This is a genomic window from Rhodococcus sp. SB1D (assembly GCF_048573875.1).
In the GTDB taxonomy this organism is placed as follows: domain Bacteria; phylum Actinomycetota; class Actinomycetes; order Mycobacteriales; family Mycobacteriaceae; genus Rhodococcus_F; species Rhodococcus_F qingshengii.
In genome coordinates this window covers 342,619-355,386 of record NZ_JBMAIQ010000005.1, presented here as the reverse complement: position 1 = coordinate 355,386, position 12,768 = coordinate 342,619, and the positions used below count along the sequence as shown (strand labels likewise).

Annotated in this window: 11 protein-coding genes; 6 read left to right on the top strand and 5 right to left on the bottom strand. The window is 61.4% G+C overall.

From position 1 onward, the window contains the following. Positions 1-257 precede the first annotated feature (257 nt). Entirely contained in the window at positions 258-1,652 is a 1,395-nt protein-coding gene (locus ACN50D_RS14885; protein ID WP_209448300.1) for a PLP-dependent aminotransferase family protein, read from the bottom strand. Between the two features lie 47 nt (positions 1,653-1,699). Between ACN50D_RS14885 and ACN50D_RS14880 the strand changes: the two genes are divergently transcribed. From ACN50D_RS14880 to ACN50D_RS14865, 4 genes are all read left to right on the top strand, one after another. Then, complete coding sequence (locus ACN50D_RS14880; protein WP_003941117.1) at positions 1,700-2,158, top strand: carboxymuconolactone decarboxylase family protein; 459 nt, start codon at positions 1,700-1,702, stop codon at positions 2,156-2,158. Between the two features lie 620 nt (positions 2,159-2,778). Continuing rightward, positions 2,779-4,233: a hypothetical protein gene (locus ACN50D_RS14875; RefSeq protein ID WP_249342957.1), complete on the top strand. Its 1,455-nt coding sequence runs from the start codon at positions 2,779-2,781 to the stop codon at positions 4,231-4,233. 129 nt (positions 4,234-4,362) lie between these two features. Continuing rightward, positions 4,363-5,061 carry a class F sortase gene (locus ACN50D_RS14870; RefSeq protein ID WP_064688680.1) on the top strand — a complete coding sequence of 233 codons (699 nt, stop codon included), beginning with the start codon at positions 4,363-4,365 and terminating at the stop codon, positions 5,059-5,061. Positions 5,062-5,138: 77 nt separating this feature from the next. After that, the gene (locus ACN50D_RS14865) at positions 5,139-5,936 is read left to right on the top strand and encodes an SDR family NAD(P)-dependent oxidoreductase (RefSeq protein ID WP_054187853.1); all 798 of its coding nucleotides are present in this window, start codon (positions 5,139-5,141) and stop codon (positions 5,934-5,936) included. 14 nt (positions 5,937-5,950) lie between these two features. Here the strand turns inward: ACN50D_RS14865 and ACN50D_RS14860 are convergent, their stop codons facing one another. Then, entirely contained in the window at positions 5,951-7,072 is a 1,122-nt protein-coding gene (locus ACN50D_RS14860) for a GGDEF domain-containing protein (RefSeq protein WP_054187854.1), read from the bottom strand. Between the two features lie 175 nt (positions 7,073-7,247). Between ACN50D_RS14860 and ACN50D_RS14855 the strand changes: the two genes are divergently transcribed. Both ACN50D_RS14855 and ACN50D_RS14850 read left to right on the top strand, forming a co-directional pair. Next, on the top strand, positions 7,248-7,892 hold the full coding sequence (locus ACN50D_RS14855) for a GntR family transcriptional regulator (RefSeq protein WP_007727164.1): 645 nt from the start codon (positions 7,248-7,250) through the stop codon (positions 7,890-7,892). Beyond that, a complete protein-coding gene (locus ACN50D_RS14850) occupies positions 7,892-9,166 on the top strand; it encodes an MFS transporter (protein WP_211921345.1) in 1,275 nt (424 codons plus the stop codon). The genes ACN50D_RS14855 and ACN50D_RS14850 overlap by 1 nt, the downstream gene beginning before the upstream one ends. A 45-nt stretch (positions 9,167-9,211) precedes the next feature. Here the strand turns inward: ACN50D_RS14850 and ACN50D_RS14845 are convergent, their stop codons facing one another. The 3 genes from ACN50D_RS14845 to ACN50D_RS14835 all read right to left on the bottom strand — a co-directional run bounded on the left by ACN50D_RS14845 (position 9,212) and on the right by ACN50D_RS14835 (position 12,760). Continuing rightward, the gene (locus tag ACN50D_RS14845) at positions 9,212-10,783 is read right to left on the bottom strand and encodes a flotillin family protein (protein ID WP_003941083.1); all 1,572 of its coding nucleotides are present in this window, start codon (positions 10,781-10,783) and stop codon (positions 9,212-9,214) included. Positions 10,784-10,794: 11 nt separating this feature from the next. Beyond that, positions 10,795-11,310 carry a hypothetical protein gene (locus ACN50D_RS14840; protein ID WP_211921347.1) on the bottom strand — a complete coding sequence of 172 codons (516 nt, stop codon included), beginning with the start codon at positions 11,308-11,310 and terminating at the stop codon, positions 10,795-10,797. Positions 11,311-11,458: 148 nt separating this feature from the next. Continuing rightward, positions 11,459-12,760 (bottom strand): M1 family metallopeptidase, encoded by a 1,302-nt coding sequence (locus tag ACN50D_RS14835; RefSeq protein WP_211921617.1) that lies wholly within the window; start codon positions 12,758-12,760, stop codon positions 11,459-11,461. Positions 12,761-12,768: the final 8 nt, after the last annotated feature.

Here is a 12,768-nt window from a genome sequence, read left to right as displayed (position 1 = left end):
ACCACCACCATCACCCGAAAGTACCCCCGCCGGCACCCCCGACTTCGAGCGAACGGCACTGTCGTCGCCTCAGATCGACCGAACGTACCGTTCACACCATCAGGGGCGGGCACGCCGCCGACTCACCACCCCGTCCGGGACCGAGCGAACGACACGCTCACCCTCTTGGACGAGGGGAACGGTACGTTCACACCATCAGGGCAGGGCAGGGCAGGGCAGGGCAGGGCAGGTGAGCGGCTGGGCAGGGCCGGCAGGCGTTATCGCAGAGCTGCCTGCAGCACCTCGCAGAGCACGTCCAGCGTCCTCGAATACTGCGACTGCGTCGGCGTGCTGTAGCCGACGACGATGCCGTCACCGCCGACTGACGACACGTCGGGATGTCGGAAGACCGACAGCCCTTCGAGCCCGAGATCGCTCGCCTGGGCCGCTGCAAGAACAGATTGTTCGGTGCCGGAGGGCAGACGGATCACAGCGTGAAGTCCCGCGGAGATCCCCTCGACCCTGACCTGGGGTACTTGCTGCGCAAGTGTCGCAACCAGTTGATCGCGTCGTCGTCGGTACGAGGTGCGCATCTTTCGAATATGGCTGTCGAATCTTCCGGATTCGATGAAGTCCGCCAAGGTCAATTGATCCGTTGAACTTACCCAGCGTTCGTAGGGTCCCTTTGTTGCGAGGACAGGTTCGATCAGCCTGTCCGGCAACACCATCCATCCGATGCGAATGGCCGGCGACAGTGTCTTGCTGACAGTGCCCAGGTACGCAACGTGCTGCGGTGCGATTCCTTGGAGTGCACCGACAGGTTTTCTGTCGTAACGGAATTCGCCGTCGTAGTCGTCCTCGATGATGACGCCGCCAGTAGTCGTGGCCCATTCGAGAGCGGTCGCGCGCCTCGCCGGTGTGAGGGGACCGCCGAGAGGGAACTGATGGGTCGGCGTCAGCAGAACACTTTCAGCAGATGTAGACGCCAATTCGTCTGTGCAAGTGCCTGATTCGTCAACCGATATGGGAACTGTCAGCAGCCCTTCGTCGGCGAGCAACTGTCGGTGCAGGTGAAGGCAGAAAGCGTCGACCGCAATCGTTCCTCCGAGTGCGCGGGCAAGGAGGGAGATCCCGTGACCCGAGCTGGCACTGATCACAATGCAGCTCGGATCGACGCGAACGCCTCTGGTGCGACTCAGGTATGTGGTGAGGGCGTTTCGGAGTTCGACTCGGCCCCTGGGATCAGTAGTCGCGAACGCGTCGGTCGGCGCGGTGGTCAAAGCACGTCTGGCGGACGAAATCCATGCAGTGCGGGGAAATGCCGACGCGTCGGGCGATCCAGGGAGAAGGCTGTAGGTCCAGCGTCGTCGAGTCGGTGATGGCTCGACCTCGCGGGTGTGTGTGCTGGCGAGCGTGGCGACCAGGGTCCCGGAACCAGGCCGTGTGACAAGCCACCCAGCTGCGGCGAGCTCGGCATAGCAGTCCGCAACGGTGTTTCGGGCAACTCCGAGGTCGAGCGCGAGGGTGCGGGAAGGTGGGAGTCTGGTGCCGGGCTTCAACAGTCCACTGTCGATCGCGTCGCGAAGGGTCTGAAGCAGTGCAGCGCGAACCCCGATTCCCTGTGGCAGCTCGATATGTAGATCGAACCCAAGATTGGCCCACGAATTCACCACCGGATTGAACCATGTTTCCGGGTCTTTCCGGGATTACCGTTTGAGTTATGACTACAGCAACAGGACAAAGACTGGATATCGCAAAGCTGGCGCCCGAGGTCTACAGGGCGATGATTGCGTTGGATGCCGCTGCACGCAAGGGGCTGGAGCCGACGCTCGTCGAGCTGGTCCTCACGCGTGCGTCGCAGCTGAATCATTGCGCATGGTGCCTGGACATGCACACTCGCGATGCCCGAAAGGTCGGCGTGACGGAGCAGAAGCTCTACCTACTGAACGCGTGGGAAGAAGCGCGAGGGATGTACTCCGATCGTGAACGTGCCGCGCTCGCCTTGACCGAGGCCGTGACAGTCCTCACCGACGGTTTCGTTCCGGACGAGGTGTACAGCGAGGCTGCCGGCGAATTCTCGGACGTGGAACTGGCTCAGCTCATCAGCGTCATTTTGACGATCAATGCGTGGAATCGCATTGCGGTTACCACGAGGAAGGCGCCTCCGGTCCGAGACTGATCCGAGGCTCGTGCTCCGCTCTCCGGCAGGGCAGGGTTCCGCCGTCGGAGATCTGGGTAATCGACGCAAAGAGGACCAAAAGATTGGTTCAGGGTGTGAACAAAACCAACAGATTCTTTGAATGTGAGGCAAATCACATAATGTGAGTGGAGATTGTTCTGGGTCATCTACAAGTTGCCCGAATCCCGACAAAGCAGTCTCGGTCGGAAGTTTCCGGCGAAGGGGTCCGCATAGCGGGCCCCTTCTTTTGCGCGCGAGCTGAAAACGCCCCTTCCTGTGAGTTTCCCCAGAATGTCCAAGTTACCGACTGGCTAGCGTTGGCGAAATGTCGGGAACGTCGCGGTTGGATGAGCAGATTTTGGGGGGATCGCGATTGTTGTGCGGTTGGACAAAGGTTCAGTCACCTTCATGGCTAACTCGTCATCCGAATGTCCAAGCTGCGCCCTGGGTGCTCGACGATTGGGTGATCTTTCTTGAAACATGCACTACATTGCCATTCAGTAACTGGCTGATTGCCAAAAGTGATCGGCTGATCCTCTCGGAAGTGAGCGCTGGGTGGCGTGGTATTGGGAATCCAGGCAACCGTCCCGCTACCGAAATGTCTTGAAAGGGAAGCTTTGATGACTGTGTCTGGTTCACGGCGTAGGCCGCTTGTTCTCCGGCTCTCGCTAACTGCAGCTATTGCCGTAACGGTGGCCGGTAGTAGCGTCGCTTTTGCATCACCAGCTGTGTCCGCGCCGATGCCGGTGCGAACCGCGGCCGCTCCGGCGTTCACCGCCGGGTTGTGTGAGGGCACCGAGTACACGCCCTCGGAGCAGATGCTCGACATCTCCGGCATTCGGCTGGATCACTACAACGACGGCAACATCGTGCCGATGTACGGCACCACCGATCGGGGTACCTCGGCCGCGGTGGATGCTCCGGTCTGCGGTGTCCGCGACGTCGACGGAATTGCGAAGTCGGAATGGATGTACTGCACGGACTTCGATCTCGATCCGTGTGCCGGTGTCGACGAGAACGGTTTGCCGGTTGACAAGCACAACGACGAGATGGGTGCGACGGTGCCGTCTTCGGGCAATCCCGATCTGTCAGCCGACGATCTCGCTGTCATCAGTTGGTTGCTGCAGAATCCCGCCAAACTCGACGGTGTCGTTTCGGGAAATAGCAGCGAGGATGCACGTTCGGCGCGGCAGACGCTTGTGTGGTGTGTCTCGGACTACGACAATCCGCTGATGGCCGATTTCAAAAGCCTGTGCGACAGGAACATCGGAGACGACGAGCGAGCTCGCATCGTCGAGATCATGAACGTCACGCAGACGCTCGACCTCGTTCGCAAGACACCCGCGACGGGGACTCTGAAGGCCGGCGAGACTGCCGTTTTCACCCTGAATACGAATATGTACCGGAAGCCGATCACTGTTCAGTCCTCGGCGGGCACCGAACTGACCGTCTGTGGTGACAACGCCAAGGCGACGTTGTCTGCAAATCAACTGACGGTCGACGGGCGCGGCGACGCACCGACTGCTGTTGATCTTTGCCTCACCGCTGCGGCCGGCGGGGACTACTCGGTGACTGCAAGCGTCATTCCGGATTCGGTCGAGAACCTGCACTGGAACACGGCAGGCGCACAGTGCCAGATCTTCGCGTCGTTCGACACCGTTCGGCCGGCTTCGATGAATGCATCTGCCAGCGTCGGATATGCAGCAGCACCCACGACGACACCGGCAACGAGCACGCCGGCAACGACCACACCGGCAACGACCACACCGGCCACCACGACGCCTGCAACCCCGGTCGTTCCGATCGTGCCGATTGTTCCGATCGTGCCCATCGTGCCGATTGTGCCGGTCGTGCCTGTAGTTCCGGGTGCACCTGTTCCGTCGCAGCCGGTTGCAACTCCCGCAACTCCGGCGCCGTCGGCTCCGAAGCCGGCCACTGGCCCCCGCCCGGTTGCCATCGACGGTGGTGCTGCTGAACAGAATTCAGGCCGTAACGTCGCCGTCGCAGTGACGGGCCTCGGGCTTGTCGGAATGGCTGCTGCCGGAGCAGTTGCTCTCCGCCGCAAGCGATCCTGACACCAGGCACGTGTAGTAGACGTCGGCACCGATCACGATTCGTGTGATCGGTGCCGACATTGATCAGACGCAGGGGGCGTCAATTCGCACGAGGTGCCGGGGGCGCCTCATCCCGCAGGAGACAGTTCGATGACCATGTACGAGTCGGATCCCAATCCATCCAATCCATACGACGATCCCAACCACGATCAGCCCGCGAGTCCAGGCAAAGGGCGTCGTGTCGCGTTCATTCTGGCTCTCATCGCGGTGTTGGCCGCCGGTGCTTCCATGGCCTTCGTCGGCCTGCGATCCTCCGATGGCGATGCTGCGATCCCGCCGAGTCCGGGAGTTGTCATGTCGCACTCCGCGAATCCGGCAACGCCTACGGATGCGTTGATGACTCCCAACACCCTTTCGCTCGACCCGGTCGGTGTTCAGGCGCCGATCGTGGACGCCACCGTGCCGGAAGGAGTTCTCACTCCGCCGGAGAACGTCAAGAACGTCGGAATCTGGCTCGACGGTGCATCTCTCGATTCCGCCACCGGCACGACCTTGATTGCCGGACACGTCAATCTGACCGGCCAGGGTAACGGCGCGCTGTTCGACCTGGGCACGATCGAGCCGGGTGAAGTGATCCGTACATCCGACGCGACGGGTAAGAGCACGTCGTGGAAGGTGACTGCGGTGACGACGCGCCCGAAGGCCGATGGTGTGGAGGAAAGCGTGCTGGCCGGCCCGGAAGGCCCTCGTAAGTTGGCAGTCGTAACCTGCGGCGGCGAACTGCAATTCGAGGACGGTGTGGGCAACTACGCCGACAACGTCTACCTGTACGCGGATCTGATGGTCTGAGACACAGGAATGATTCCGACGGTCCCCGATCCCTCTTCGTAGAGATCGGGGACCGCCTGTTGGATAGTGTCGCAGGTATGGATCTTCACTTGTCTGGAAAGCGTGCGATCGTTGCCGGTGGTAGCAAGGGGATCGGTCTGGCAATCGCCAGAGGTCTGGCCGCTGAAGGGGTCGACATCGCGATACTCGCGCGCACTGAGCGAACCGTCGTAAGCGTTGCACGAGATTTGGTTTCGGAGTTCGGAATTCGTGCGATCGGAGTCGTGACGGATACGCGAGACGACGACGCGGTTCAGGCGTCGGTGCGGCAAGTGGTAATGGAGTTCGGCGGTGTCGACATTCTGGTCAATTCGGCAGCGACGCCGTTCAGCGCCGGAAAGCCGACGGATTTCGAGGCGACCACCGACGACGTCGTGCGAGACGAAGTCGAAGTGAAAGTGCTGGGGTACCTGCGAACTGCGCGCGCTGTGGCGCCGTATCTGATTGATCAGGGTTGGGGTCGGATCATCAACATCAGCGGTTTGGGTGCCAGACAGGCCACTTCGATCGCCCACACGATCCGCAACGTCAGTGTGTCTGCACTGACCAAGAATCTTGCGGACGAGCTGGGCCCCAAGGGAATCAACGTCACCGTCGTCCATCCGGGCGTGACGAGGACCGAGAGGTTGACCGCACGGATTACGCGCGAGTCGGAAGAATCCGGCCGCTCGCAGGCAGAGGTGGAGCGTGGTATCGCGACGAACTCGATACATCGGATCATCGATGCCGAAGAAGTAGCCGACGTCGTGACCTTCCTGGCATCGCCGCGAAGCATCGCGATCACCGGTGACGCAGTGGCAGCGGGTGGAGGAGTGCCAGGGCCGGTCTACTACTGAAATTGTGCGTACTGCTACCTGCCGGCGGTGGTGACGATCGTGTGAACGCGTCCGCCGCCGAGTCTCTTGCTTTCGTACATCGCCGAATCGGCGACTTTCTGCATGTCCGTGAACGCTGCTGCGCGGTCTTCTCCGGCGACGAATTTGTGGGTACGCACGGCGATTCCGATGCTCGAAGTCGACGGTATCTCGTCGGAATTCGAGTGCATTGCCGGTCCGATCGAGTTGAGCATCGGTCCGATGGCTGGCACGGAAAGTCTTTGAACGAGGATGAATTCGTCGCCGCCGACCCGCGCGACGACAGCATCAGCGTGTGCCCAGGCGGATAACCGCTGCGATACCCGGAGAATGATGCGATCGCCGACGTCGTGGCCGTGCACGTCGTTGATCGTCTTGAACCGGTCGATGTCGATCGCGATCACGAGTAGTGCCGCAGATTCTTGACGCTGGAACCCCTCGAGTACCTTCTCGACGTGGCGGTCGAGGCCACGACGGTTCAAGAGGCCGGTGAGAGGATCGAGGTCGGAACTGGAAGCATCCATGCTGAGCATCGTCAGCACGATCTGCGAGATGAATGCGCAGACCACCAACGCGGTGATGACGACCAGTACTTTCGAAACACCAAGGGCTGGATCGCGATCCGGCCCGAACAGAATTGGCTGCGCAGCCACCGCGATCACAAGAAGCGAAAAAGCTATGTGCGCGATCTGCAACTTCGGGTTGTGGAAGTAGGCGATGTAGATGCCGACCAGAGCAAAAATGACACAGGTGAGCAATCGTGCGAGCTGGGAGGAATCTCCAACGACGGAGATCGTGACCGCGATGTCGCAGAAGACCACGAAACCGAACGAGCGACGCTTTGTGGGGCCGAAGACCCACCATGAGACTCCGACTACGAAGCACGAGATCACGACAACAGTATTGAAGAACAGCGCAATCGTGCTTGTCGGACCGGCAGGGCTGAATCTGTTCAGTAGTGCGCACACTCCCAGTCCGATGACAATGATGCCAAGTAATAGCCGGGTGGCGGTCGTGAGGCCGTTGTCGCGGAGATAGCGAGTGAAGCGGTCGTATTGATCGGGAAGAATCAACCACTCGCGGGTCAGCGTCCTCATCGACTTCATCTGCGATGTCATGAGTGCATCAGTCCTCGAAGGCTGGAGCGTGCGCCATTCATCGCGAACTGATTCCTCTTCTGTCTGGCACCTTGCAATGCTAACTGGATCGATGCCGCATCGGACCGAGATGTTCGGATCGGCGACCCGGATGTCTGCGTTGCGCCAGCGTGGAGTATAAATACATCTTGTGTCTATGTTGTATTCCGCTTCCGAAACCGTCTTCCGCGAAGTCAAGGAGCTGATCCTTTCCGGCGAGCTCGCCGGCGGGGAGCTGATCAGTGAGGGTGACATCGCTGCACGGACCAATGTGAGCCGAACGCCGGTGCGTGAGGCGTTTCTGCGTCTCGAGTCGGAAGGTTGGATGCGCCTCTATCCGAAGAAGGGGGCGCTGATCGTCCCGGTCGCGGATGGGGAAGCGGAACACGTAGTCAGTGCCAGACAGCTCGTCGAGACTCAGAGCGTTCGAGTCGTGTCGGTCCGACCGCACGCACGGGAAGCGCTTGTCGCAGCGTTGCGCGCGAATCTGATCGAGCAACGTGAGATTGCTGATCGCGGGGACGTGGCCGCGTTCAGCGCAATCGATGCAGACTTCCACAAGATGATCGTTGCCGCCGGCGGGAACCCTTTGCTCGACTCGTTCTACGCGAGTCTGCGCGACAGGCAACGACGGATGACAGCCCGGTCGATCTCACGCGACCCCGGCCAACTCTCGCGCATCCTTGCCGATCACACCGCGCTTACCGACCTCGTCGACACAGGCGATGCCGACGGATACAACACTGCCGTCCTCACACACATGCGCCAGGTCCACGGCCTCGGCTTCGAAGGAACTCTGTGATGAGCACCCAAACGATCGGCGCTGGGACCGCGGCCGAAACTCGTCTCGAGGGTGAACGCCTCTCCGGCGGAAAGTGGCTGTGGCTGACCGTTGCCGCCAGTATGTTCGCCGCTGCCTGGGGCGGAAACGAATTCACCCCACTGCTGGTGATGTACCGACTCGACCACGGCTATTCGCCGGTGATGGTCGATTTCTTCCTCTTCGCCTACGTCGTCGGAATTGTGCCGGCCCTGCTGCTCGGCGGCCCGCTGTCCGATCGATTGGGTCGACGCCCGATCATGCTCCCCGCGCCGATCATCGCGATCGCCGGTTCGACGCTGCTCGCTTTCGGGGCGGACTCCGCCGCTGCTCTCATCCTGGGAAGAATCCTCTGTGGCATTGCCTTGGGGATCGGTATGGCCGTCGGCGGCTCCTGGGTCAAGGAGTTGTCCACGCAACCTTGGGACCCGACGGCGTCGGAAGGCGCAGGTGCTCGGCGAGCAGCGATGAGTCTGACCGCGGGCTTCGCCTTGGGAGCGGGTGCTGCGGGAATCTTGGCGCAGTGGGCGCCCATGCCGAGTGTGTTGGCGTACTTGTTGCACATCGCGATCACCGTCCTCGCCGCCATGGCGCTGTGGCGTGCGCCCGAAACACGACCGGCACAGGCGAAATCCGACCGTCGCAGGTTGATCGACGACCTCAAGATCCCCTCGGCAGGTCACCGCAGATTCCTCTACGTCGTCGTTCCGTTGGCGCCGTGGGTGTTCGGTGCCGCCAGTGTCGCGTATGCAGTTATTCCGGCGCTCATGACCGGGCACAGTGGCGATGCGCCCGTGGCCTTTTCGGCTCTGCTGTGCATGGTCGCGCTGACATGCGGATTCGCGATTCAGTCGTTGGGGCGCAAGATCGACACCGACCGCAGTGCTCGTGGCGCCGTTGTGGCTCTGGTGTTTCTGGTGGTCGGTATGGCCGGTGCTGCTCTGGTTGCGTCGACGCTGACCGTGGCGATCGCGATCGTGGCTGCAGCGATCCTCGGTTGCGGGTACGGCATGGCACTGGTGTCCGGGTTGCTGGAGATCCAGCGAATCGCGGGGCCGGACGATCTGGCAGGATTGACCGCGGTGTTCTACTCGATCACCTACATCGGGTTCGCGGTGCCTGCGTTGCTGGCGATGCTGTCGGAAAGTATTCCGGCACTGAGCTACACGGTGACTCTGCTGTTCGGATCAGCCGCCGCCGCTGCCTGCTTGATTCTGATTCTCTTCAAGTCGCGTTCACATCTTCCGAGCGCGTGAAGCCGGCCCGCCGACTCCTACGAGAGTCGGCGGACCGGGGCGAAATCACGCGTCTACGGTTGCGGAACCGTTTTCCGAACTGTGGACCGAATTGTGTACCGAACCAGCCGGAACCGATGCGGTCTTGTTCAGGCCGTTGAGCAAACCGGTGATATCGACGCCTGAGCTTTCGAGAGTTTCGATGACACCGGCAATCACCTGGGGACTGATGCCCAGGATCGAGCCGATCGAACCCTGCGCCCCGTCGCTACCGCCGACGATGGAGATCCGATCGATGTCGCCGACCGGCTTCGCTGCTGCTGCGGTGGCGTCGACCAGTGCTGCCAGAACGTCAGGCAGAGTGAGCAACTGCGCGGCCTGCGGGGTGTAGGAATTGAGCGCCTCGGCGATCTGACGCTTACCGGCAGCTTCGGCTTCGAGCTTGGCGCGCAAACCATCCGCTTCGGCCTGCTGTTCGGCGCGAACGGCGTCGGCCGCTACCTTGCGGCCGTCAGCTTCGGCTTCCAGACGTGCTCGAAGGCCGTCGGCATCAGCCTGCTGCTCGGAGCGAACAGCGTCGGCGACGAGCTTTCGTGCATCGGCCTGAGCCCCGCCGGCCTGCCTTGCTGACTCGGCCTGTGCCTGGGCGCGGAGGATCGCGGCCTGTCGCTCACCCTCTGCGCGTGCGATGGAGGCTTGGCGTTCGGCCTCGGCCGGTGCAATGACATCTGCCTGCAATGCCGCTTCCGATTGCTGGGCGCGACGACGCTCGACCTCGGTGCGAGCTTCGACGCGGGCCGCCTCGGCCTGCTCACGTGCGATGCCGACGGCCTTCTCGGCCGTTGCCTGCGCGAGTGGTCCGGCCTGGTCGGCTTCGGCGTTCTCGGCTTCGGTCTGTGCTCGAAGGCGAGCGAGTTCGACGTCGCGCTTCTGATTTGCACTCGCGATCGCAGTGTCGGCCTCGGCCTGTGCGACGGAGCCTGCCTGTCGCGCCTTTGCCGACTGGATCTGCGAATCACGCTCTGCTTCAGCAGTTCCGATCGCGGCATCACGTTTGACCTCGGCGATGCGGCGCTGACCGAGCGATTCGAGGTAGCCGTTGAAGTCGGAGATTCCCGCGATCTTGATGACATCGACTTCCATGCCGATGCGTGCGAGGTCGCCGCCTGCCTCCTCGACCACGCTGCGTGCGAGCGAATCGCGGTTGGAGTTCAGATCCTCGACCGTCATGGTTGCGGTGATTCCGCGCAGGCTGCCGGCGAGGATTTCGTTGATCTGCTGCTGGAGTTCGTCCAGGTCGGAGGTCAGGAATCGTTGCACCGCTGTCTGAACCGCTTCGTCGGCGGAACCGATTCGTACCAGGCCGACTGCCTCGACGTTGACCGGAACACCGTCGTTGGAGAGCGCATTCTTGAGATTGATGCTGACGTTGAACGGCTCGAGCGACATGATGTCGACGCGTTCGATTCCCGGAATCTTGAACCGGGCTCCGCCGCGGACGACTTTCGGCTTGCCTCGTCCGGTGAAGACCGCCACTTCGTTCGGCGGGACCTTGACGTAGTTCTTCACGTAGATCGCGGGGAGAACGATGAAGATGATTACTGCGACTACAACCGCAATGATGATGATTGGCAGCATGTATCGAGTCCTTAGATCGCGTCGTCAACCGTGACGACGTGAAGGTATTGATCGTCTACATCGGCGATGTAGACGGTGGTGCCGGTGGTGAGCGCCATCGGCTGTGCACTGACGGCCTTGGCCTGCACGCGATTGCCTTCGGCGTCGACGAACGAGACTTCTCCCCAACCTTCGGCTGCAATGGTGAGGGTGACCGTGCCCAACAGCCCGGAGTACGAAGCTCGTCCGATGTGCGAATTATCTTGTTGCTCAAGGAGGTAGGGGAGAAGTAGGCCGCGCGTGACGACAACGAGAACGGCGGCGAGTGCGAGTGCTGCAATCGCCGCTACCAATGTCGGAGCGTCCGCGAGAGTGGCAGCTACGCCGTCGGCGCCGAAGCCGAAAAGTGCTGTGGCCAAGGTTGTCAGGCTCAGAAATGGCAGCCCGTCTGCGTGGCCGCCGCCCAGATCTGCAACCTCGCCGACGGCAAAGGCTCCGATCAGGGCGACGACCCCGATCACGAAACATATTGTGAATACAACGAACATCGATCCCCCGATCTACCTGTCGAGGAAGCGTGCCCTGAGAATTGTGTTGTCGGGGTCGTCCCTCGGCCCACCTCTATAGTAAAGGTAAGACAAAGCTAATCGGCGCATTCGGAATGTTTCGGCGTGGTGATATCGCGGTGAGAGAGCGTCAGAGACGAGGCAGAGAGCGCTGATTCAGCCATGCATCCCACAGTGGGCGCAATGGAGTGTCGGTGAAACGTGAAGCGAGATCGGTGAATTGCTCGGTACTGACCGTGCTGTGCCGATGCTTCGTGGTCCACTGACGGATCAGTTCGAAGAACTTCTCGTCTCCGAGAACGCCGCGCAGGGCGTGCAGAGTCAATGCGCCCCGCTTGTAGATTCGATCGTCGAACATCAGGGCAGGACCGGGATTGGCGACGATCAAGTCCTGAGATTTACGCCCGAGCCCTTGATAGGCGTTTGTCGCGAGTTGGTTCGAGGACGGGCCACCGGAATTCTCGGACCAGATCCACTCCGCGTAACAGGCAAAGCCTTCGTGCAGCCAGATGTCGCACCACTGCCCGAGAGTGAGGCTGTTGCCGAACCATTGATGGGCAAGCTCGTGTGCGACAAGACGTTCGGAACCGCGCCTGCCTGTGCAATGGTTGGCTCCGAAGATCGAGAGTCCCTGCGCTTCGATGGGGATTTCGAGTTCGTCGTCGGTGACCACAGCGGTGTAGTCGGCAAAGGGATACGGGCCGAACAGCTTTCCGAAGACCTCCAGCATCTGGGGTTGGCGCCCGAAGTCGACGTCGAACGCTGCGCGCAGCCGAGGTGGGTGAACGGCGAAGACCGGTACCGTCCCGGCGCTCACTTGTCGGTGCTCGTACTGACCGATCTGAATGGTTGCCAGGTAGGTTGCCATCGGTTCGGTCTGCTCGTAGACCCACGTCGTCTGACTCGCACGGGTCTGCTTGCGGATCAGCTTGCCGTTGGCGAGGGCGTAGAACGGGGAATCGGTGGTGATCGAGATGCGGTACGACGCTTTGGAAATCGGATGGTCGTCGCACGGGAACCAGGACGCCGCGCCGTTGGGCTGACTTGCGACCAAAGTTCCTTCGTCGAGTTCCTCCCAGCCGACTTCGCCCCACAGGCTCTTGATCGGCTCGGGGTTGCCGCTGTACGCGATGGTGACCGACAGGGCACCGCCCGCGGGGATCTTGGTAGACGGCGTGAGGATCAGCTTGTTGTTCAAGTGCGCGTACTTGGTGCCACGGGCACCGTTGACGGACACCTTGGACACCTGCAGGTTCTGCGCGAGGTCGAAGCTGAACTTGGATCGGCTCTCGGTGGTGACAGCGGTGATGACAGCTTTGCCGGCGAGACGGTTGCTGAAGACCTTGTACGTCAGTTCCAGTTCGTACCGGGACACGCGGTACCCGCGGTTGCCGTTGAGCGGCAGGTACGGATCGATCGGCTCCTCGAGCATTCGGTTCG